We start from the raw sequence: 20,326 nt of genomic DNA, 5'->3' as shown, positions 1-20,326 counted from the left end.
GGGCCGGGAAGCGAAGGGGATCCACGATGACGACGCTCGTGACGGGGGCCACCGGCAACACCGGACGGCACGTCGTGGCGGAGCTGCTGCGCCGCGGCGAGCGGGTGCGGGCACTGACCCGCGACCCGGCCGCCGCCCGCGACAGACTCCCCGCCGGGACCGAGATCGCCGCCGGAACGCACACCGCCCCCGCCGAACTGGGAACCGCGCTGGCCGGTGTCGACCGCCTGCACATCACGGTGACCGCCGGGCTCGCCGAGGTCGGCCCCGAACTCGTGCGGCGGGCCGTCGACGCCGGGGTGCGCCGCATCACCGTGGTATGGGGCGGCGGCGTGGGACCGGTGGAGCGGGCCGTGGCGGACTCCGGGGTGGACTGGACCCGCCTGGAACCCCAGGAGTTCATGTCCAACACGCTGACCTGGGCCGACGCGATCCGCAAGGAAGGTGTCGTGCGCGAGCCCTACGACTTTCCCAGCGCCCTGGTCCACGAGGGCGACATCGGGGAGGTGGCCGCGATCGCGCTGCTGGAGGACGGTCACACGGGCAGGGCCTACAACCTCACCGGGCCCGAGGCGCTCACCTCCAGCGAGCGCGTCGCGGTCCTGTCCCGGGCGACCGGCCGCGACATCGCGTTCGACCGGATCACCCACGAGCAGGCCGTCGAACGGCTGACCGCCACCGGGGTGCCGCGGGAGGACGCCGAGTACGTGATCGGCTGGTACGCCGCCTCCGACCCCGCCTCCAGGACCGTCGACGGCACGGTGGAACGGGTGACCGGACGCCCCGCCCGCACGTTCGCGCAGTGGGTGCGGGAGAACCTCGACCGGTTCTGAGGGACGGCCCGTTGTCGGGGCCGGGCCGCGGCCCGGCCCCGACGGGCGGCTCAGAGGGAGGCGGCCGCGGCGGCCCCGTCGCGGATGTGCAGCACGGCGTCGGCCGTGGCGAGCGTCTCCGCGTCGAGCGGGAAGTACCCCTGCTCCGGGGTCGGGTCGCGGCGGACCCGGGCCGCGGGGTCCGTGACCGTCTCCGTCAGCCCCCAGACGTCGACCCGGCCGTCCAGGAGGCTTTCGTGGGTGCCCGGTTCGGGGGCGGCGAGCCTCAGGGCGTCGCTGCGGCCCAGGCTTCCGGCGACGAAGGAGTACCGCTCACCCACCACCGCCCTGATGATGGAGCCCGCCCCCGACCAGACCAGGTCCATGCCCGCCAGCGTCCAGCGGCTCGGGTTCCCCTGGAGGTGGCGGTTGTGCGCGTACACGAGCGTCGGCCCGCGGTGGTGTTCGGCCTCCCGGATGTCGAGGAGGTTGCGCGCCATGACCGCGTCCCGTACGCCCAGCATGCGGGAGGTCCGCACGGCCGGGTCCAGGGGCTCGGCCGCCGCCCGGTGGTAGCGCAGCAGGTCCAGGGCGGTGGTGATGTGGGTGCGGGCCGCCGCCCACGCGGTGCGCGAGGTGGCCGCGACCAGCTCCGGCGCACGGGCGTAGAGCTCGGTCAGCAGGTCGTCCGCGAGCGCCCGCAGCCGCAGCGCCGCGTCGGTGGCGCCCACCGACGCGGCCGGGTCCATGATCGCCTCGGTGCGGCTCCAGAGGTCGTCGTCGCCGGCGAGCGCCGCGACGTCGAGGTCCAGGCCCAGGAAGTCGCGGGCGTGCTCCAGGTGGCGGCGCGGGCTCGGGGCGGAGACCATCTCCGTCGGGGCGTCGAAACCATGCAGGGACAGCCGCTCCCGGGGCGGGCGGCCGCGGTTGTACTCCCGCATCCAGACCACCAGTTGCCGGGTGGCGGCCTGCTCGCCGAAGCCGTGGGAGAAGCCCTCCCGCATCACGGCGTCCAGGCTCGGGGAGGTCCGGCCGTGGACGAAGTCGTCGACGGCGAGGGCGGCGGCGCGGTCGGTCTCCAGGGCGATCGAGCGGAAACCGTGTTCGGCCAGCCGGGCGAACAGCTCGTTGCGGACCAGCGGGAAGGCGGGCTCGGTGTGCGTGGGCTCGCCCAGGGCGAGAAGCTCACAGGACGGGGCGGCGAGGTCGTGGATGTCCAGGCTCATGTGTCTCAAGCGTATCTCTGAAAGAGCTGTTGAGACTTTCTCCGTCAACCTTCCGAGGCGGTGCTGTAAAGTCTCAAAGCGGTGATCGAATCTTGAGACCGACGGACCTCGCGCGCGAGCACGGCATCTCGACCCAGGCGGTGCGCAACTACGAACGGGACGGGTGCCTGCCCGCGGCGGAGCGCACGCCCAGCGGATACCGGGTGTACACCGAGGTGCACGCGGCGGCCCTGCGCGCCTACATGTCCCTCATCGCCGCCCACGGGCACGCCGCCGCCGGGCGGATCATGCGCGCGGTGAACACCGGGCGGCTCGACGAGGCCCTGACGGCCATCGACGAGGGGCACCGGCAGTCGCTGCGCGACCGCGCCACCCTCGACGCCGTGCGCGCGGCGGTCGACCACCTCGTGGCGCAGGGCGACGCCGTTCCGGCGCGGACCGGCGACCGTGCTCCCCGCACCATCGGCGGGCTCGCCCGGCGGCTGGAGGTGACCCCGGCGACCCTGCGCAACTGGGAGGCGGCGGGAATCCTGGCGCCCGCCCGGGAACCGGTCACCGGGTACCGGGTGTTCCGCGCGGACGACATCCGCGACGCCGAACTCGCCCACCTGCTCCGTCGCGGCGGATACCCGCTGGAGCACATCGCCGCGGTGGTGCGCCGCGTCCGCGCGGCGGGCGACACCGAGGCGCTGGCGGCCGCCCTGGAGGACTGGCAGCGCAAGCTGACGGCGCGCGGGGTCGCGATGCTCACCGCCGCGTCGGACCTCGACCGCTACCTGCGCCTGCACACCCCCGCCGGGTAGCGCCCCGTCGCGCGGGAACGGTCCGGGCGGGCACCGCGCGCCGGGCAGTCGGCCGTCGGGTCGGGCGGTCGGCGCCCGGTCCGGACGGTCAGTCGTCGGCGGCGACGAGCAGGGTGATCCGGCCCCGCGCGCGGTCGATGGACACGAACTCGTGAAACTCGCCGTGGACACCTCCCCAGTCGTGGAAATCCTCCTCTCCGACCCCGTTCAGGTGGAACACCCGCGCGGCCGCGTCCAGGACGTCGAACACCTCGCGCCGCAGGTCGGCCTCCAGGTCGGCGGGCACCGCCCCGTACTGCCCGGCCCAGGTGCGCAGGACCGCCGCGCTCTCTGCGGTTTCGACGGGTTCGTACGCCTCCGGGGTGATCGCCGCCAGCCAGTACGAACCGTGCCGGGTCTCCTCCGGGTGGGCGCCGTAGCCCGCGTACGTGTCCCGGAACTGCTCGTGCCCGATGAGCGCGGCGAGCAGCTCCCGGTCGCCGGGGGCGCCGGAGAACCGCAGGTGTTTGACGTCCACCCACCGGAAGGCGTGGGAGTGGGGGGCCGAGAACCTGTAGTGGCGGAAGTTGAGGAAGACGCGGCCTTCGTGGGCGAGGGCGTGCGTCATGGTCGGGCGGTGTGGGAGCACCGGACGGGCTCCGCCGGGGGTCGTAGGGCGTGCCCGCACGGGGATTCGGTGGTCGCGGCTTCTCCGACGGCGATCTCGATGACGCACATGGGCTCGCACCCGCCTCTGCTCTCGTCGGCACATGGAAGGCCCCTCGGGTGGGGTCTCCCGGGCACTTTCCATTCTGTGCCAGAGGGCCCGGCCCCGGTACCGGTTCGCCGGACCTGGGGATAACTCTGCCGGGGGCGGGTCCCACTATCGTCGGTGGCGGACCGGGGAGGGGCGATGGGACGGCCTGAGGTGGGAGCCGCCCTGCGGCGGTGCGCCGAATGCGGCGGATACGAGTACGCGGGCGCGCCCGCGTGCGGCACGTGCAGGGCCCTGGTGGACGGTGTTGTCGAGGAGGGCTGGGCCGGTTTCGTGGAGGAATTCGGCGGGGGCGACGAGGTGGAGCTCGCCGCCATGGTGGCCGACGAACCCGACCGCCACGACTGGCGCGTGGTGGACGCCGCCCTCGACCGGCTGACCTGTGCTGACTGTGGTGAGCGGACCGGCCGGGGGCCGCTCGGCTGCGCCCCCTGCGATCTCGCGCACGGTTTCCGCTACGTGGCGATCGAGCGCGACCGCCCGGGGGTTCCGCCGGGGAACGAGCACGCGGTCCGGGTGAACGTGTCGGTGGTGCGGCGGCCGCACGTGACCTCGGCGAACGAGCTACTGCTGCGCCGTTTGACGCTGCCTGGGCTTCTCGTCGGACTGCTGCCGACCACCGAGGAGGCGCAGCGCCTCGCTGCCACGGCCAGACAGGTGGTGGTCGGGCCGGAGCGCGAGCGCACGGTAGAGCTCATGGTGGAGGAGATGTTCAGCAGCCGCCGAGTTGAGGGGTAATTTCGCATTTGATGCGTAGAAAGTGGCCCTGTGGGTTCTGTGTCTGATTCTTGAGAACTTGTAAAATCGCCTTATCTTCGGTGGAATCGTCGCAGGTCATTTACTCTGCTCCCCGCGCACGCGGGGATGGTCCCTGGTTGGCCACGGCCAGGCTCTTGCGCGGGTACTGCTCCCCGCGCACGCGGGGATGGTCCCCTTGACCGGTGCCAGCGCGGCCCTGCTGCCCGCTGCTCCCCGCGCACGCGGGGATGGTCCCAACGTGCTCGCGTTCTTCTTCCTGGACCCCCGCTGCTCCCCGCGCACGCGGGGATGGTCCCGACAACGGCAGGCCCCGCTTCAGGACTCGGCCCTGCTCCCCGCGCACGCGGGGATGGTCCCTGCCGTCACTCCATGAGCGCGTACATCCCGGGCTGCTCCCCGCGCACGCGGGGATGGTCCCGCGAATCGCGAACTGCATCACGGTGATGCCCTCTGCTCCCCGCGCACGCGGGGATGGTCCCGCCCGCGCGGACATCGGCATCCTCGTCGTCAACTGCTCCCCGCGCACGCGGGGATGGTCCCGACCCCGCGGCCGCAGCACTGCACCGCGCGGTCTGCTCCCCGCGCACGCGGGGATGGTCCCGGACAACTCACACCCATGCCCGGCGTCGTCGTCTGCTCCCCGCGCACGCGGGGATGGTCCCTCCTCCGCCAGGGCCTTCTGCGCTGGCAGTCGCTGCTCCCCGCGCACGCGGGGATGGTCCCCACATCGAAGGCACCTGGGAGCTGAACGACGAAGCCTGTTCCCCGCGCACGCGGGGGCGGGGCTGTGGGGTGGGGGCTGTGGGGTGTCGGCGGTGGGACGGTTTGTCGCGTGCGCGGGAAGCGGGTCAGGGCTGGAGGACGTAGCGGCCGCGGATGCCGCCCTTGGCGAAGGACCGGTGGGCGTCGGCGGCGTCGGCCAGCGGGACGACCGCGTGCACGCGGGTGGGCAGCTCGCCCGCGGCGGTGCGCGCGAGCAGGTCCGCCAGGCGGGCGCCGTCCGGCACTACATTCACGGCGCGCAGGTCGATCCCGCGGTCGGGGGCGATCGGCGAGACCGGCTGCACGCCCACGAAGACCCCTCCGTCGCGCACCAGGTCGCGCCCGCGCTCCTGGAGCGCCGCGGTGTCGGCGACGGCGTCCCAGCCCTCGATTTCGCGGTCGGTGAAGTCCGCCCCCAGGCCGCGGACGAACTCCTCGTCCGCCGGCCGGGCGAGCCCCGTCACCCGCCAGCCGCGCTCCTGCGCGAGCGTCACCACGTACCCGCCGACGGCGCCCGCGGCGCCGGTCACCAGCAGCCGGTTCCCCTGCTGGGGCGCGTCGCCGAGCAGGTCGACCAGCTGGGCGGCGGTCAGCCCGTTGAGGGGCACCGTGGACACCGCGGCCAGGTCCTGCCCCTCGGGCACCTCGGCCACGTCGGCGGCCGGGACCACCAGCTGCTCGGCGTAGGTCCCGAAGTCCCGGTCGAGGCCGCCGACCAGCCCCGCGACGCGGGTGCCGACCGCCAGGTCCACTCCCTCGCCGACGGCCTCGACCGTGCCGGAGAAGTCCCAGCCCAGCCCCGTGTGCTCGGGCTGGTCGATGGCACCGAGCCCGTGGAAGAAGCCGGCGGCGACCGCGAGGTCGACCGGGTTGACCGGGGCGGCGGCGACCCGGACGCGGATCTCGCCGGGGCCGGGCTCGCGCAGCGGACGGTCGATGAACTCGATGGAGTCCGGCCCGTTCGGGACGCGGACGACGGCGGTGCGGAAGGTGGGGGTTCCCATGGTGGCGTCCTTTCAGGCCCCTGGGGGCCTTGCGCTCGGAAGCTGACAGGCATCACTCTGGTGGGGTAACTCTCCAATGGGAAGTACGCACCTCGAAGTGCGTAACCCACCCCCGGGTAGGAAGGACCGGCCGATGGCGACGATGACCGCGGCCCAGCGGCGGGCACAGGCGAAGGCCGACTACGACGCGTTCCTGGCGGCCTGCCCCAGCCGCCAGCTGCTCGACCGCATCTCCGACAAGTGGGTCACGCTGGTCCTGGCCGCGCTGGGCAGGGGCGGGCCGTGCCCCGCCGGTGAATCCTGGGAGGAGCCGCGGGCGATGCGCTACTCGGAGCTGTCCCGGCGCCTGGCCGGGGTCAGCCAGAAGATGCTCACCCAGACCCTGCGCTCGTTGGAGCGCGACGGCCTGGTCACCCGCACGGTGACCCCGACGGTGCCGGTGACGGTCACCTACGAGCTGACCGCCCTGGGACTCTCGCTGCACGAGCTGATGCGCGGCGTCAAGGCGTGGGCGGAGGAGCACATGGCCGAGGTGCTCGCGAACCGGGAGGAGTTCGACGCCCTGGCCGGGTGAGGCGGGCGCCGCCCGTCAGGAGGCGGCCGCCTGCTCGCGCAGTGCGGGGCAGTGCTCGGGGTCGGGGCGCTCGGTGAGCTCGATGACCCGGTCGAGTCGGCGCCCGGCCTCCTGGAGTTCGGCGATGCCCGCGGTGATGCGGGCCCGTTCGGCGCGCAGGGACTCCAGCACCCCGGGCGCCGCGCGCCCCGCGTCGACGCTGGGCAGGATGGCGGCGACGGTGCGGCTGTTGAGCCCCGCCGCGAAGAACTGCCGGATGATTTGAACCCGCTCGACCGCCGACGGCGGGTAGACCCGCTGCCCGCTCGGCGTGCGCTCCGGGGTGAGAAGCCCCTGCTCCTCGTAGTAGCGCAGCGCCCGGGTGCTCACCCCGGCGTGCTCCGCCAGCACACCGATGCGCATGGAACCGTTCATCCGCTCCCCGCCCTTTTTGTCGTGGATCACAGTCCGCGGGCTTGCCCTTGACGTCAACGTCAAGTCCTACGGTATCCGGACAGGGCGGCGTTCCCGTCCGCCCGCACACGAGATTTCGGGGGAACCCATGGATGTCACCGGCTCCGTCGCACTGGTCACCGGAGCGAACCGGGGTATCGGCCGGCGCTTCGTCGACGAACTCCTGGCCCGCGGGGCCGCGAAGGTCTACGCGGCGGCCCGCCGCCCCGAGACCGTCGAGGTCCGCGACCCCAGGGTCGAGACGCTGCGACTGGACCTGCTGGACGCGGATTCGGTGGCGGAGGCGGCCGCGCGGGCCGCCGACGTCACCCTGCTCGTCAACAACGCCGGGATCGCCACCGGGGCGAACCTGGTGACGGGCGACCCGGACGCGGTCCGGCTGGAGTTCGACACCCATTTCTTCGGCACGCTCGGCGTGATCCGGGCCTTCGCGCCCGTGCTCGCGGCGAACGGCGGGGGAGCGGTGGTGAACGTGCTGTCGGCGCTGTCGTGGTTCGCCTACGACGGCGCGGGGGCCTACTCCGCGGCCAAGGCCGCCGCCTGGAACATGACCAACGCGGTCCGCCTCGAACTGGTCGGCCAGGGGACCCTGGTGCAGGGGGTGCACCTCGGGTCGGCCGACACCGACATGATGGCCGGTTACGACGTGCCCAAGATCGATCCCGCGGACGTGGCCCGGGCCAGCCTGGACGGTGTGGGCTCGGGGGCGCTCGAGGTGCTGGTCGACGACGCGAGCCGCTCGGTGAAGGCGGCGCTGGCGGAGGACCCCGCGAAGTTCTACGCGTCGGCGCTCGGGCGGTGACGGCGGTGCGGGCGCGGCGCCCTCCGGGGAGGTGAACGCGGTGGGGGCGGACGGGCACCGTCCGCCCCCGCCGGGCCGCGGTCACGCCCGGAGCCGGGAACGCAGCTCCTCGCGCTCCGCGCGCAGCCGCGCCGCGTTCTCGGGCCGGGTCCGGCCGGCGCGGTCCAGGGCCGACGACTCGTCGGCCAGGTCCAGGGCGGCGCGGCGCGCCGGGGCGGGGAGGTCCTCGTTCCCAGCGACGCGCAGCGCGGCCTCCAGCGCCCGGACGGAACCCCCGCGGAAGTGGTGGGCCCACAGGCCCGAGCCGCCCTCTTCCACGGCGACGGCGACGTACGCGAACCCGCGGCGCACGAACGGCGGCCGTTCGGGCGCCTCCAGGAGTGACGCGCAGGCGGCCGCCACCGGCGGGATCCCGCGCAGGCGGGCGCGCACCAGGGACAGGGCGTGCGCCGCGGCCTGGGTGCCCTTGTCGCCGCTGTGCGTGTGGGGGAGGATCTCGGCCTCCGCGGCGAGGTCGGCGTCCCGGCCGCGGTCGAGCGCGCCGAGCAGGAGCAGGCGGACGGGTAGGGACCACTGGCGCTTGTCGCGCAGCACGGTGCCGGCGACCCTGTCCGCGGTGGCCTCGCCCAGGCGGGCCAGGGCCGCCGCGTAGGTCACGACGGCGGGCGGGGCGCTCGTGTACGGGTCCGGCTTCACGAACAGGCGCTTGCGCCAGGTGCGGGCGAACGGGGCGAGATCCTGCGGACGCAGGGCGTTCGCGCCGTGGAGGAGTTCGAGCAGGACGGCGAGCGCGGGCTCGGAGAGGTCCGGGCGGGCGAGCGCGGCCCGCAGGCCGTCCAGGTGCCGGGCGACGACGGCCTCGCGCAGTTCGACCGCGGCGTCCCGCCCGGGCCGGTGCTCGGGGTCGAACCCGGGGCTCGGGGGCAGGCCGGCCGAGGCGCGCACCTCGTCGACGGCGTCGGGCCAGGCGGCGTCAGCCGCCCGGACCTCGGGCGCCGTGCGCGCGGACGGGGCGTCGGCCGGGACGCCGGCCGGGACGGGAGTGCGGGTCCAGCGGTCGGCGATGACGACCCGGAGCCAGGGCGGTACCCGCTCGTCGCGGAGCGCGGCCAGGGCGTGGGCGCGGGTGGAGCCGCCGAAGCGGGAGACGAGGCGGACGGCGGCCTCCAGGACGCGGGGCGCGGCGTCCTCGCCGCCCGCGGCCCTGATCTCCTCGGCGAGGTCGACGGCCGCGGACACGGGGTCCGCGCCGTCGGCGGCGGCCAGGTCGAGGAAGGTGGAGACCTGGCGCCCTTCCAGGGCCGCGGCGCGGGCGGCCCGGATCGCCCCGGGGTCCTTCCACCGGTTGAGCACGCGGGCGTCGGCGCGGCCGAGTTCGGCCAGGACGGTGGCCGCCGGGCGGGCCCGGGGGTGGTCGGTCTCCAGGGCGTGGGCAGTCAGGGCGGCGGCCTCGTCGCCGTGGGGGCGGAGGGCGTCGAGGCCGTCGGGGGAGAGGGCGGTGTCGAGGTCGGCGCGGGAGAGGGCACCGCGCAGGCGCAGGGCCCGGGCGGCGGGGGCGAGGAGGTCGCGCATGGCGGGGTGGGCGACGAGCGCGTGGAGGAGTTCCTCCTCGCCGTCCCGGAAGGGGACCGGGCCGGAACGGTCGTCGCCCAGGACCTCCAGGCGGGTGCGCCACTCGTCGGCGAGCGCGGGGTCGGCGCGGCGGGGCGCGGCGTCGCGGCGCAGGACGAACACCTCGGTGTCGGAGCGCCCGCCCAGGACCGCGAAGCCGTGCGGTTCCAGGAGGGAGAGGGCGCGGGCCACGGCGGCGCGGTCGCCGCCGAAGTAGACGCGCTGGGGGCCGGCCAGGGCGCCGGAGGGGTCGAACCCCTCGGCCTGGGTGTGCCAGCCGAGGTAGGGGTGGGCGGCGGGGAGGCCGCGGCGGGCACGCTCATCCCTGGCCCGGCCGTGCACCTCGTCCTGGGTGACGAGGTGGCGGCCGGGCTCGAGGAAGAGGACCCCCGGGGCCCGGCGGAGGGTGTCGAGGATCAGGTCGCGCTCCGACATGGGAGGGAGATTAGCCGGGACGGGGGACAGGTCCGTGCCGCCGCGCGGGCCAGAGGAGATCTATGGCGTAAAGGTGGCGGTCTGTGCACTCTGTCCTCACCGGACGGAGACCATCCCACTGCCGAGTGTCGATACCGGTCACCACCCCTTGAGGGCCGAGACCCAGGTGTTGAAGGGGTCGGGGTCGGCCGTGTGCCAGTGGGCGGGCACCTCGGTGCCGAACTCCGCCTCGACCCAGGCCCGGAAGGGCGCGAGGGCCTCCACGGCCTCGTCCTCCTCCGGTGGCCCGGTCAGGAGTTCGGAGAAGGGGAGGTCGTCGTAGCCGATCGCGATGAGCCGCAGGAAGTCGACCGCGGAGTCGGCCAGCAGGAACGCCTCCCCGTCCGAGCTCAGGGCGACGAACCGCGTCGTCCCGGAGTCGTTCCACAGCAGGCACATGCCGCCGTCGCCGGAGATCTCGCCCAGCGGGACGAGGTCGCCGTGACCGGGCTTGCCGGGCTCGAACCATCCGGTCAGGCTCTCGCCGGGCGAGAACACCACGCCGAGCTGCCGGTCGCCCGGGTACGGGGTGAGGAAGTACCCGTGCTCGTTGGTGAACCCGAAGCCCTGGGCCTCCATCCACGCCCAGGCCCGCTCCAGCGGCTCGGGCAGGGTGATCCCGGCGGGCAGGTGTGGGGTCAGCAGGTCGGTCATGTGCGTCATCGCGGGCTCCCGGGACGGGTGGGGCGGTCGGGTCGGTCGCTCGGATTCTGCCGTACGCCGGTGTCAGGAACGTGGGGCGATGGGCTCTCTCGTGTGGCGGCCCCAGGCGACGAAGGCCGCGAGAACGAGGAGCACGGCGTTGAACGCCACGTCCGTCTCCCCCCGGGAGAGGTGGAAGACGATGGCGGACGCCTGGAGCGCGGCGCAGCCGAGGGCGGCCAGGACGGTCAGCCCCGGCCGGATGCGGGTGAGGGCGGGGAGCAGGACGCCGAGGCCGCCCAGGACGTCGAGTACGGAGGTGGTGTAGAGCAGCGCGGACGGGGTCTGCCCGACCCAGGGGAAGACCTGGGCGAGTTCGGTGATCGGGGTGGTGAGCTTCCAGACGCCGCCACCGACGAAGACCGGGGCGAGGAGGAGCTGGGCGGCCCAGAGGCCGATGTGGAGCACGCGGGAGGAGGCGGGGGCCGGGTGCCGTCGGGGTTCGGTCTTCACGGGGTCTCTCCGGGGTTCGGGGGCGGGAACGGGTGGGGCGTGGCGGGCGAAGCGGTGTCGTCCATCCGGTTCAGAAAGTAGCCCATCAATTAGATAGTAGACAACTCGTTCAGAAGTCGCCAGGGTGTGTGGAAAACCGGCTAGTATCGCTCACCATGGGAACCAAGGAGCCGGACGGCGTGGACCCCAGGGTCCTGCGGACCCGGCGCGACGTCGTCGAGGCCGCCACGGAACTGTTCGTGACCGAGGGGTGGAGCGTGGTCACCCACGCGGAGGTCGCCAAGCGGGCCGGCTACTCCAAGGCGACCGTCTACGCGCACTGGCCGACGCGCCTGGACCTGATGCGGGCGTCGATCGGGAAGATCTGCGACGAGGCGGACCACCCGGAGCCCACCGGAGACCTGCGCGAGGACCTGGTGCGGGGGCTGGTCGATTTCGCGGAGGACCTGGCGGGGGGCCATCTGGACCGGGTGTTCGGGGGGCTGCTGGAACGGGCGGGGAGCGATCCGGAGGTGGACGAGCTGCGCCGGCGGCTCTACGAGGCGGGGACCCGGTCGCTGGAGGCGGTCCTGCGGTCGCACCTGCCGCCGGAGGACGTCGAGCCGTCGCTGGCGCTGCTCGTGGGCGGGGTGCTCGCCCGGGGCGCGTTCCAGGCGCGGCCGGCGACGCGGGGGTTCGTCGAGGACCTCGTGGACCGGGTGCTGGCGTCCGCGCGCCGGGGCGAGGCGGAGTGACGCGGGCGCAGGCGGGGGGTGGGAGGGGAAGCGGGAGCGGTGCCCGGGGGGAGTGGTGCTCGGGGAGCGCCGGGGCCGTTCGGGGCTCGTGCGGTCGGGGCGGCCCGTGGCGGTCGTGGTGCCGTGGGGTGGGGTCGCTTCCGGCGGGGTGGTCGGTCGGCTGTGACCGGCGGCGGGCCGGGGGGCATGGCGCCTCAAGGCCTCCTTCGCTCCGGGCCGGGCGGCCGGGGGAGGAGTGCCGCGGGTGGGGCCGGGCGGACACGACGCCGTCAGGGTGGGGTGATGGTGTTGCTGGTGGGGCTGGATGGGCGTGGCGCCGTCGGGACGGGGCCGCTTCCGGCGGGGTGGTGGCCGGTGGATGTTCCCGTTGGGGCGGGGTGATGGGGGTGCGGGTGGGACCGGGCGGGCATGGCGGCGCCGGGGCGGGGTCCACTTCCCCACCGGCGATGACGGGGGGCTGTTGCTCGGCTGGGTGAAGTCCGGGTGTACGGGAATTGAGGCCCACGCCACGTAACCCCGAACACCCTGTTCCGGGTGGCGTGCTGCACACTGTTGGGCATCACATTTTCGCGCTGCCCGCTCCGGCGCCCTCTGAGAGGCATCCCCCATGATGACGCGAACACTTCTGCCGACCCCTGTTCCGGTCCTGGCCTCGGTCGCGGCCGTCCTCCTGCTCACCGGCTGCGGATCCCCCTCCGGTGAGGACGCCCACCGGGCCGCGGCGGCCGCGGCCCTGGGCAGGGACCAGCTCACCGACACCACGTGGGCGGAGATCCAGAGCGAGGCCGAGAGCACCTGCGAAGAGGAGGAGGGCGTGTTCGCCCTGGCGACCACGATGACCGCCGAGGACGACGCCGAACTCGCGTTGCGCAGGGTGAACGTCGAGCACGTGTGCCCGGACCGGCTGGAGGAGCTGGACGAGGTCGTCGCCGGACTCCCCGGCTAGGGCGGCCGCCGCCCGCCGCGCGTCCTGCGCGGTCCCCGGGCGCCCCGTGGCGGCCCCCGCAGGTCGGGGCGCGCCCGGGGGCGTGCGCCCTCCCCGCCGGTGTGGCCGCTGTGGTGTGTCGGCGGTCTGGGGCAGGATCGTGTCCGGTGGCGGGCCCCGGGCGGCCCGTCCGGCCCGGGCCCGGCGTCCCGGAACCCGGAAGGGGAGAGCGGAAATGACCAAGGTGACCTGCGACCTCTCGATCTCGGCCGACGGCTGTGCGGCCGGGCACGGTCAGACCGAGGAGCGCCCGTTCGGCGACGACGGCGGTGACGGCTCGGGTGCCGCGCTGCACGCCTGGATGTTCGACACCCCCGAGGAGAACCGGGCCGAACTCGACCTCATGGCGGGGGCGGGGGCCTACATCATGGGGCGCAACATGTTCGGTCCCGTGCGCGGCGGGTGGGACCGGGAGTGGAACGGATGGTGGGGCGAGGACCCGCCGTTCCACGCGCCGGTGTTCGTGCTGACCCACCATCCGCGCGATCCGCAGCCGATGGCGGGCGGCACCACGTTCCATTTCGTCACCGACGGGATCGGGGCCGCGCTGGCGCGGGCGCGCGAGGCGGCCGGGGACGCGGATGTCGCGGTGGCGGGCGGCGCCGCCACGGTCAACCAGTTCCTGGCCGCGGGGCTGATCGACGAGCTGCGGCTGCACATCGTGCCGGTGGTGTTCGGCGGCGGGACGCGGCTGTTCGAGGGGGTTCCGCCGCTGAGGCTGGAGCAGGTGGGGTCGCGGGCGGCGAGCGGGGTGACGCACGTGACGTACCGGGTGCCGCGCTGACCGGGTGAGCGGCCGGGCGGCCGGAAAAATCGTGTGCTCCGCGAGCGCGGGGCCGCCAGACTGGGCCGATGCTCATGCACAGCGACCAAATCGTCCTCACCCCGCAGACCGCCGCACGGCTCATCGAAGACCAGTTCCCGCACTGGGCGGGGCTGCCGCTGGTCCCGGTCCTGCCCGGGGGCACGGTGAACGCGGTGTTCCTGCTGGGCGACGACCTCGTCGCCCGGTTCCCCCTCCAGCCGGCCGACCCGCAGGCCGCGCTGCTCGCCTTGGAGGGCGAGGCCGCGGCGGCGCGCGAGCTCGCGGGCCGCACCCGTTTCGCCACCCCCGAGCCGGTGGCGATCGGTGCGCCGGGGGAGGGGTACCCGATGCCGTGGAGCGTGCAGACGCGGTTGCCGGGGACGCCCGCGGACCGGAACGACGCCGGGAGCGGCACCGACTTCGCCCTGGACCTGGCCGAGTTCGTGCGCGGGGTGCGTGCTATCGACGCCCGGGGGCGGGTGTTCCGCGGGCAGGGGCGCGGCGGCTGCATCGCCGACCATGACGAATGGGTGCGTACCTGCCTGGAGCGTTCGGAGGGGTTGCTGGACGTGCCCCGGCTGCGCCGGCTGTGGGAGGGGCGGCTGCGCGACCTGCCGCGGGGGAGCGATCCGGACGTGATGTCGCACGGCGACCTCATGCCGGGCAACCTGCTGGTGCGCGAGGGGCGCCTGGTGGGCGTGGTGGACGTGGGCGGGTTGGGGGCGGCCGATCCGGCGCTGGACCTGCTGTGCGCCTGGGATGTGCTGGAGGAGGGGCCCCGGGCCGTGTTCCGGGAGGCGTTGGGGGTCGGCGACGCGGAGTGGGAGCGCGGGCGGGCCTGGGCGTTCGAGCAGGCGTTGGGGCTGGTCTGGTACTACCGCGAGAGCAATCCGCCGATGAGCCGGATCGGCCGTCGCACGCTGCGGTGGATCCTGGAGGGCGAGGGGTGAGGCGGGGGACGGCCGTGCCGCCGGTGGCCGTGGTGCCCTTTCCCGTCCGGAGAGTGTGAGGGGTAGGGCGGTGTCGGCTCCGGTCCTTGCCGCCGGAGGCGGGTCGGACGCAGGTGGGGTGGTAGGGCGGGCCCCGGCCGCGTGCGGGTCGCCGCCGCGGCCGGGGCGTAGGGGCCCTTCGGGCGCGGGGTCGTTTCAGGGGTGCCGGGCCTTGTGCCAGGGGGTGGGCAGGACGCCGCCCCTGCACAGGTGGGCGTGGAGGATGCCGAAGGTGTGGTCCGCGTGGCGCAGGGCGGCGACCGGGTCGGCGCCGGGTTCGCGGATGTCGCGCAGGGCGGAAGAGACCTCGTCGAACAGTTCGTCGGCGCGTTCCTGCTGGGCCGGGGTCGGGGGCCGCTTGCGGCGGGGGTCGCCGGGTTCGGTCCGGGACATGGCATCGTTCCCTTCTGTGGTCGGTCGGTGTGTGCGTGTCCGTCGTGGGAGCGGAGGCCGTTCGGCCGGTCGGGGAACCGGGACCGGACGGGCGCGGGGCGCGGTGAGACGGGCGAAGTCGTCGAAGCCCAGGGGGTTCACAGCCGCCCCAGGAGTTCGGCGACCAGGTCGCGGGCCAGGGCGTCCTCGTCGCCGGAGCGGGCGACCGGGACGGTGACGTGGGGTTCGCCGGGCATCGGGCGCCACCATTGCCGGTCGACGTGGCGGACGGTCACGCGGCGCCCCGCGTACTCGGCGCGGACGGAGCCGGGGAGGTCGCCGTTCTCCGCGGCGATCCCGCGCCGTCGCAGCGCGGAGTGGAGGGCGAGGACGGCTTCCTCGTGGAGTTCCGAAGACGGTGCGGGCGGCATGCGGCGGCTCCTGGCACATAGTGGGCTCGGGTACGACTTGAAGTGTCCGCCGATGGAAAGTGCCAGGTAAAGGGACTTGTCTGCTCAGCGGCGAGGTTCCGGTGCCTTCGGAATTTCACGGAATCGCTCCGGAGGGAGCGGCGGATGTGCTCTCCTGGACGTATGCCCCCTGTACCGAAACAGGTTCTGTCGCGTTACGGCCGTGAGGTGGCACGCCTGCGCACCGAGGCGGAGCTGACGCAAACCGCGCTGGCCAATCGTGTCCAGAGCAGCAAAAGCCAGATATCGGACGTGGAGCGCGGAAAGGCTTCGCCGTCGCCGAGGCTGCGGAAAGCGCTGGACGAGTCGATCGGCTTCGGGAGACTCTCGCGCCTGTGGGAGGACCTGACCGGCAGCAACCGTGCGCCCTGGCTGTCGGAGATCGCTTCAGCGATTCAGGATGCCCAAGCCGTCTGGGAGTACCAGGCGTTGGCGTTCCCCGGCTATTTGCAGACCGAGGCGTACGCGCGCGCCATCGTTCTGGCATCGGCTCCCTGGCTGTCCCCGGATGAGCTGGCCACGAGTGTCGGTGAGCGGGTGACTCGGGCGAAGCATTTCTCCGAGGCCCTGCGCCCGCTGCTGTGGTTGGTGCTGGACCAGAGTTTGCTGGGTCGAAGGTACGGGGGTGTGGACGTCACCCGTGAGCAACTGGAGTACCTGATCGAACTCTCGGAGCGGGGGAGGATTACCCTACAGATCATGCCTTCCGATCATCCCAAGCACCCTGGCAACGCGGGTTCTTTCCGGGTGATCACCATGAAGGACTCCACCGAGCTCGCCTACGTGGAGAGTGCCGAAGAAGGGCGCATTCTGACCAGTTCGACAGCGGTCGCTCAACGCAGGATGCTGGTGGGAAGCCTGCAAGGGCTGGCATGGGAACCGGAGGCCTCGCTCCGGATGGTCCGCGATGAAGTGAAGAGGTTGGACAGTGCAAGCTGAGTGGCACAAGTCGAGTTACAGCGGTGGAACCAACGACTGTGTGGAGGCGCGCGAGTTCGCCGCGGGCGCGGATGTCCGGGACACGCAGAACCGCGAGGCCGGGTACCTGACCTTCGACCGGATGGAGTGGGCGGCTCTCCTTCAGTCCGTGAGCCGCTGACCTTTCCGCTCCTCCCCTCGGCTCCCGCGTTCGCGTGGGAGGCATTAAGTCCCGAATGAGGATGCGGGGTGTGGGTAGACCCCGAACGGTTGTCGAAATCCAGGAGGCAGTCCATGGCTGAGTGGCACAAGAGCACCTACTCGGACGGCGGTGCCAACTGCGTTGAAGCGCGCGAGTTCACCGCGGGTGCCGATGTCCGGGACACGCAGAACCGTGAGGCCGGCTACCTGACCTTCGACCGGATGGAGTGGGCGGCGTTGGTGCGCTCCGTGAGCCGCTGACCTTTCCGATCCCTCACCCGACCCCCCGCGTCCGCGCGGGGGGTCTCCTTGTGCGCTGCCAGGGGTCCGCTCCCCTCCGCCCGGGACGGGGCCTCGCCTCTCACATGCGTGTTCTGTTTCTCAATGGGAAGCACGGTGTACAAGTAGGTCGAAACTGTCAAAGAACGCGAAGGGCATATCCATGGACGAATGGCGCAAGAGCACCTACAGCAACTGCGAGGGCAACTGCGTGGAGGTCCGGGAGACCCCTCGGGCCACGGACGTCCGGGACACGCAGCACCGCGAGGCCGGCCACCTCTCCTTCACCCCCGGCGAGTGGTCCGCGCTCCTGCGCTCGCTGATCCGCTGACCCGCTGACCCGCGGGGAGCCGCGGTCGCGCCGACGACGGCCTCCGTCGGCGCGACCGCCCCGGCCGCTACACCGCCCCCGCCCCCAGCGCTACAGCGCGCCGGTCCGGGCGTCGTGCCACAGGTCCACGCCGCCGTCGATCGCGTGCTCGTCGATCGCCGCCAGCTCCCGGTCGGTGAACTCCAGGTTCCCCAGCGCCGCCACGTTCTGCTCCAGCTGCGCCACCGACGACGCCCCGATGACCAGCGACGTCACACGCGGGTCGCGCAGCGCCCAGGCCAGCGCCAGCTGCGCCAGCGTCTGCCCGCGCTCCGCTGCGATGCCGGCGAGCGCTCGCAGGTGCCCCAGCGTCTCCTCCGACAGCCACCCGGCGTCGAAGGACTTGTCCTGGGTGGCCCGGGACCCCTCCGGCACGCCGTTCAGGTACCGGTCGGTGAGCAGCCCCTGGGCCAGCGCCGTGAACCCGATGACGCCCACGCCCAGTTCGCCGACGGTGTCGAGCAGCCCCTCGGTCTCGATCCACCGGTTGAGCATCGAGTAGGAGGGCTGGTGGATGAGCAGCGGCGTCCCCAGCCCGTGCAGGATCTCGTACGCCCTCCGGGTGCGCTCGGCGTCGTAGGAGGAGACGCCCACGTACAGCGCCTTGCCCTGGCGCACGGCGGTGTCCAGCGCCCCCATGGTCTCCTCCAGGGGGGTGGAGGCGTCCAGCCGGTGGGAGTAGAAGATGTCGACGTAGTCCAGGCCCATGCGCTGCAGCGACCGGTCCAGCGAGGCCAGCACGTACTTGCGGGAGCCGCCCCCCTGCCCGTACGGCCCCGGCCACATGTCCCACCCGGCCTTGGTGGAGACGACCATCTCGTCGCGGTAGGGGGCGAAGTCCTCGCGCATGAGGCGGCCGAAGTTGATCTCGGCGGCCCCGTAGGGCGGCCCGTAGTTGTTGGCCAGGTCGTGGTGGGTGATGCCCAGGTCGAAGGCGCGGCGTGCGATGGCCCGCTGGGTCTCGAAGGGGCGGTCGTCGCCGAAGTTGTGCCAGTACCCCAGCGAGAGCACGGGCAGGTCGAGGCCGGACCGGCCGGTGCGCCGGTAGAGCATGGTTCCGTCGTAGCGTTCGGGGGCGGCGACGTAGGTCATCGTGCGGGTTTCCTCAGGTGGGCGGTGCGGCCGGGGTGTCCCGCGCGGGCGGGCCGGCCGGTACGACGGTCCAACTCTGCTCCGGCCCGCGCCCGTTGTCCAACGGGTGCGGGCCGGAGCCGGGGACCGAGGCCCCCGGGGCGCCGCGCCGGTCCTCAGCGGGGCGGGACGGCCTCGGGGTAGCCCAGCTCGGCCAGCGCCCGGCGCAGCCGGTCGGCGGCCTCGCCCAGCACGGTCTCGTCCTTCTCCACGGGCAGGTCCGAGACGTCGAGGTCGCTCGGCTCCCAGATCGGTGACACGTGGATGTGCAGGTGGGGGACCTCCAGGCCGGCGATGATCAGTCCCGCCCGCGGGGCGTCCCACGCCTTCTTCACACCCCGGCCGACGGCCCGGGCCACGCCCGTGCAGTGGGCCAGCAGCTCCGGGTCGGCGGTGGTCCAGTCGTCCACCTCCGCGCGCGGTACGACGAGCGTGTGCCCGGGGCGCAGCGGCGCGATGGTGAGGAACGCGACGGCGACCGGGTCCTCCCAGACGAAGTGGCCCGGCAGCTCGCGGTCGATGATGCGGGTGAACAGAGTCGGCATGGTCGCCCTTCCGGAGGAGACGGGGTGCGGTTCCCGGGGCGGGAGCCCCGGGGCAACGCTCTCACGTCCGGTCCCGCCGTCGGCGGGGCTCCGCGGGCCCGGGAGGTCCCGGGCGGTTCCGGGCCGAAGGGCGGTACCGCTCAGCGAGAGGAGGGGACGGAGGCGGCCAGGACCTCGTCCACCGACCGGAGTTCGTCGAGCAGGCGCACGGACTCCACCAGGAGCACCCCGTAGGGGAGCGAGGGGTCGTCCAGCGGCGGGCCGCCGCCGCTCCGGCAGTGCCGCTCCAGTTCCCGTTCGGAGCGGTCGGTCCGCTCGACGGCCGTGTGGAACCCCTCGACGGGCGGATCCCAGCCGGGGACCTCGGTGTCCTCCCACTCCTCCAGGACGCGCCAGGCCTCGGCGGTGGTCAGGAGCAGGTCCCCGCACCGCGCCATCATGGCGGGCCCGGTCTCCTCGTCGTCCTGGGGGCTGTACGTGAGGCTCCGGGCGATGGAGGCGGTCTGGTGGGCGGCCCGTTCCAGGGCGTCGACGAGCCGGTCGTGGTCGCTGACGTGGAGTGTGCCGGAGTGGAGCAGCCGGCGCGGGTTGTAGATGATGCTCTCCCGGGCGGTCCCGGTGGCCTCGCGCGCCTGCCGGGCACTGCGCAGCAGCTCGTCGGTGCGTTCGCCCCACCGCCGCGCGGTGTCGCGGTCGGGGCGGCCCTCGCGCAGTGCGTCGCCCATGTCCTGGCACAGGCCGCGCAGCCCGCCCGCCAGGGAGGCCACGGCCGCGGCGGCGCCGCGCAGGCGCAGCGGCGGCAGCAGGAGGAGGTTGACGGCCACCCCGATGCCGGCCCCGATCAGGACGACGGCGAAGATCTCCGCGGCCTGGGACACCACCGCCTGCGCCCCGTTCAGGGAGACGAAGACGGAGAAGGCGAAGAACGCCGCCGTGGCGACCTGGTTCCCCTGGTCGCCGAGGCGGCGCCAGCGGCCGATCAGCAGGGCCGCCAGCGCCGCCAGGGCGAAGACCGCGTACCCCGGTCCCGCCAGGATCGCCAGGACGGTGGTCAGGGCGAGGCCCAGCAGGACCGCCCCGAGCATGCGCAGCGAGCGCAACAGGGAGCGGTAGAGGGTGGTCTCCACCATCAGCAGGGCGGCGAACGGCGCGAACGCGGGTGTCGTCGCCTTGATGAGGCCGAAGGAGACCAGCCAGGACAGGGTGGCGGCCAGGGCGGCCTTCAGGACCAGGACGGCGGTCTCCCGCTCCGGTGTGCCCCGGGTCAGGGCCCGCCGGGCCCGGCGGGCGGCGCGGGCGGGGAGCCGCTCGGTCCCTCGGACGTCGCGGGTCACCGTG

General features: G+C 73.7%; 25 protein-coding genes and 1 CRISPR repeat array. Of the genes, 13 read left to right on the top strand and 12 right to left on the bottom strand.

Features of this window, described 5'->3' with window-relative positions:
- Nucleotides 1-26: 26 nt before the first annotated feature.
- On the top strand, nt 27-833 hold the full coding sequence (locus KGD84_RS18040; RefSeq protein WP_220561594.1) for an NmrA family NAD(P)-binding protein: 807 nt from the start codon (nt 27-29) through the stop codon (nt 831-833).
- A 50-nt stretch (nt 834-883) separates the two neighbouring features.
- Here the strand turns inward: KGD84_RS18040 and KGD84_RS18035 are convergent, their stop codons facing one another.
- The gene (locus KGD84_RS18035; protein ID WP_220561593.1) at nt 884-2,038 is read right to left on the bottom strand and encodes an erythromycin esterase family protein; all 1,155 of its coding nucleotides are present in this window, start codon (nt 2,036-2,038) and stop codon (nt 884-886) included.
- Between the two features lie 92 nt (nt 2,039-2,130).
- Between KGD84_RS18035 and KGD84_RS18030 the strand changes: the two genes are divergently transcribed.
- Nucleotides 2,131-2,841, top strand: a complete 711-nt coding sequence (locus tag KGD84_RS18030; RefSeq protein ID WP_220561592.1) for a MerR family transcriptional regulator — start codon at nt 2,131-2,133, stop codon at nt 2,839-2,841.
- Nucleotides 2,842-2,929: 88 nt separating this feature from the next.
- Here KGD84_RS18030 and KGD84_RS18025 read toward each other — a convergent pair whose 3' ends face one another.
- Nucleotides 2,930-3,448 carry a hypothetical protein gene (locus tag KGD84_RS18025; RefSeq protein WP_220561591.1) on the bottom strand — a complete coding sequence of 173 codons (519 nt, stop codon included), beginning with the start codon at nt 3,446-3,448 and terminating at the stop codon, nt 2,930-2,932.
- 285 nt (nt 3,449-3,733) lie between these two features.
- On the opposite strand from KGD84_RS18025, the gene KGD84_RS18020 reads away from it, so the two are divergent.
- Nucleotides 3,734-4,333, top strand: a complete 600-nt coding sequence (locus tag KGD84_RS18020; RefSeq protein ID WP_220561590.1) for a hypothetical protein — start codon at nt 3,734-3,736, stop codon at nt 4,331-4,333.
- 105 nt (nt 4,334-4,438) lie between these two features.
- A CRISPR array of direct repeats spans nt 4,439-5,077; the repeat unit is 29 nt; unit sequence CTGCTCCCCGCGCACGCGGGGATGGTCCC.
- A 125-nt stretch (nt 5,078-5,202) separates the two neighbouring features.
- On the opposite strand, the gene KGD84_RS18015 is transcribed toward KGD84_RS18020, so the two are convergent.
- The gene (locus KGD84_RS18015; protein WP_220561589.1) at nt 5,203-6,120 is read right to left on the bottom strand and encodes an NADP-dependent oxidoreductase; all 918 of its coding nucleotides are present in this window, start codon (nt 6,118-6,120) and stop codon (nt 5,203-5,205) included.
- A gap of 133 nt (nt 6,121-6,253) precedes the next feature.
- Here KGD84_RS18015 and KGD84_RS18010 point away from each other — a divergent pair, with 133 nt between their 5' ends.
- Complete coding sequence (locus KGD84_RS18010) at nt 6,254-6,694, top strand: winged helix-turn-helix transcriptional regulator (protein ID WP_220561588.1); 441 nt, start codon at nt 6,254-6,256, stop codon at nt 6,692-6,694.
- Nucleotides 6,695-6,709: 15 nt separating this feature from the next.
- Here KGD84_RS18010 and KGD84_RS18005 read toward each other — a convergent pair whose 3' ends face one another.
- Nucleotides 6,710-7,108, bottom strand: coding sequence for a MerR family transcriptional regulator (locus tag KGD84_RS18005; RefSeq protein WP_255646637.1), 399 nt, complete (start codon nt 7,106-7,108; stop codon nt 6,710-6,712).
- 127 nt (nt 7,109-7,235) lie between these two features.
- Between KGD84_RS18005 and KGD84_RS18000 the strand changes: the two genes are divergently transcribed.
- Nucleotides 7,236-7,949 carry an SDR family oxidoreductase gene (locus KGD84_RS18000; protein WP_220561587.1) on the top strand — a complete coding sequence of 238 codons (714 nt, stop codon included), beginning with the start codon at nt 7,236-7,238 and terminating at the stop codon, nt 7,947-7,949.
- Nucleotides 7,950-8,030: 81 nt separating this feature from the next.
- Here KGD84_RS18000 and KGD84_RS17995 read toward each other — a convergent pair whose 3' ends face one another.
- The 3 genes from KGD84_RS17995 to KGD84_RS17985 form a co-directional block, all read right to left on the bottom strand.
- On the bottom strand, nt 8,031-9,995 hold the full coding sequence (locus KGD84_RS17995; RefSeq protein WP_220561586.1) for a hypothetical protein: 1,965 nt from the start codon (nt 9,993-9,995) through the stop codon (nt 8,031-8,033).
- Between the two features lie 138 nt (nt 9,996-10,133).
- Complete coding sequence (locus tag KGD84_RS17990) at nt 10,134-10,697, bottom strand: hypothetical protein (protein WP_255646636.1); 564 nt, start codon at nt 10,695-10,697, stop codon at nt 10,134-10,136.
- Between the two features lie 63 nt (nt 10,698-10,760).
- Nucleotides 10,761-11,189 (bottom strand): DoxX family protein, encoded by a 429-nt coding sequence (locus KGD84_RS17985; protein WP_220561585.1) that lies wholly within the window; start codon nt 11,187-11,189, stop codon nt 10,761-10,763.
- Between the two features lie 155 nt (nt 11,190-11,344).
- Between KGD84_RS17985 and KGD84_RS17980 the strand changes: the two genes are divergently transcribed.
- From KGD84_RS17980 to KGD84_RS17965, 4 genes are all read left to right on the top strand, one after another.
- The gene (locus tag KGD84_RS17980; RefSeq protein ID WP_220561584.1) at nt 11,345-11,923 is read left to right on the top strand and encodes a TetR/AcrR family transcriptional regulator; all 579 of its coding nucleotides are present in this window, start codon (nt 11,345-11,347) and stop codon (nt 11,921-11,923) included.
- 610 nt (nt 11,924-12,533) lie between these two features.
- A complete protein-coding gene (locus tag KGD84_RS17975) occupies nt 12,534-12,869 on the top strand; it encodes a hypothetical protein (protein ID WP_220561583.1) in 336 nt (111 codons plus the stop codon).
- Between the two features lie 214 nt (nt 12,870-13,083).
- The gene (locus KGD84_RS17970) at nt 13,084-13,692 is read left to right on the top strand and encodes a dihydrofolate reductase family protein (protein ID WP_220561582.1); all 609 of its coding nucleotides are present in this window, start codon (nt 13,084-13,086) and stop codon (nt 13,690-13,692) included.
- A 68-nt stretch (nt 13,693-13,760) separates the two neighbouring features.
- A complete protein-coding gene (locus KGD84_RS17965) occupies nt 13,761-14,663 on the top strand; it encodes a phosphotransferase (RefSeq protein ID WP_220561581.1) in 903 nt (300 codons plus the stop codon).
- Between the two features lie 195 nt (nt 14,664-14,858).
- Here the strand turns inward: KGD84_RS17965 and KGD84_RS17960 are convergent, their stop codons facing one another.
- Together KGD84_RS17960 and KGD84_RS17955 are read right to left on the bottom strand one after the other, a co-directional pair.
- Nucleotides 14,859-15,095, bottom strand: coding sequence for a hypothetical protein (locus KGD84_RS17960; protein ID WP_220561580.1), 237 nt, complete (start codon nt 15,093-15,095; stop codon nt 14,859-14,861).
- Nucleotides 15,096-15,232: 137 nt separating this feature from the next.
- The gene (locus KGD84_RS17955; protein ID WP_220561579.1) at nt 15,233-15,505 is read right to left on the bottom strand and encodes a hypothetical protein; all 273 of its coding nucleotides are present in this window, start codon (nt 15,503-15,505) and stop codon (nt 15,233-15,235) included.
- Nucleotides 15,506-15,712: 207 nt separating this feature from the next.
- Between KGD84_RS17955 and KGD84_RS17950 the strand changes: the two genes are divergently transcribed.
- The 4 genes from KGD84_RS17950 to KGD84_RS17935 all read left to right on the top strand — a co-directional run bounded on the left by KGD84_RS17950 (nt 15,713) and on the right by KGD84_RS17935 (nt 17,273).
- On the top strand, nt 15,713-16,483 hold the full coding sequence (locus KGD84_RS17950) for a helix-turn-helix domain-containing protein (RefSeq protein WP_255646635.1): 771 nt from the start codon (nt 15,713-15,715) through the stop codon (nt 16,481-16,483).
- A complete protein-coding gene (locus tag KGD84_RS17945) occupies nt 16,473-16,643 on the top strand; it encodes a DUF397 domain-containing protein (protein ID WP_220561577.1) in 171 nt (56 codons plus the stop codon). The genes KGD84_RS17950 and KGD84_RS17945 overlap by 11 nt, the downstream gene beginning before the upstream one ends.
- A gap of 113 nt (nt 16,644-16,756) precedes the next feature.
- Nucleotides 16,757-16,924 (top strand): DUF397 domain-containing protein, encoded by a 168-nt coding sequence (locus KGD84_RS17940; protein WP_220561576.1) that lies wholly within the window; start codon nt 16,757-16,759, stop codon nt 16,922-16,924.
- A gap of 181 nt (nt 16,925-17,105) precedes the next feature.
- Entirely contained in the window at nt 17,106-17,273 is a 168-nt protein-coding gene (locus tag KGD84_RS17935; RefSeq protein ID WP_220561575.1) for a DUF397 domain-containing protein, read from the top strand.
- Nucleotides 17,274-17,363: 90 nt separating this feature from the next.
- On the opposite strand, the gene mgrA is transcribed toward KGD84_RS17935, so the two are convergent.
- The 3 genes from mgrA to KGD84_RS17920 form a co-directional block, all read right to left on the bottom strand.
- Nucleotides 17,364-18,404: an L-glyceraldehyde 3-phosphate reductase gene (mgrA, locus tag KGD84_RS17930; RefSeq protein WP_220561574.1), complete on the bottom strand. Its 1,041-nt coding sequence runs from the start codon at nt 18,402-18,404 to the stop codon at nt 17,364-17,366.
- 155 nt (nt 18,405-18,559) lie between these two features.
- Nucleotides 18,560-18,988, bottom strand: coding sequence for an HIT family protein (locus KGD84_RS17925; RefSeq protein ID WP_220561573.1), 429 nt, complete (start codon nt 18,986-18,988; stop codon nt 18,560-18,562).
- 140 nt (nt 18,989-19,128) lie between these two features.
- Nucleotides 19,129-20,322: an aromatic acid exporter family protein gene (locus tag KGD84_RS17920; protein WP_220561572.1), complete on the bottom strand. Its 1,194-nt coding sequence runs from the start codon at nt 20,320-20,322 to the stop codon at nt 19,129-19,131.
- Between the last annotated feature and the right edge of the window lie 4 nt (nt 20,323-20,326).

This window comes from Nocardiopsis changdeensis, from assembly GCF_018316655.1.
Classification (GTDB): domain Bacteria; phylum Actinomycetota; class Actinomycetes; order Streptosporangiales; family Streptosporangiaceae; genus Nocardiopsis; species Nocardiopsis changdeensis.
The sequence above is the reverse complement of the archived record's forward strand: the minus strand, read 5'-3'. Positions and strand labels throughout refer to the sequence as shown.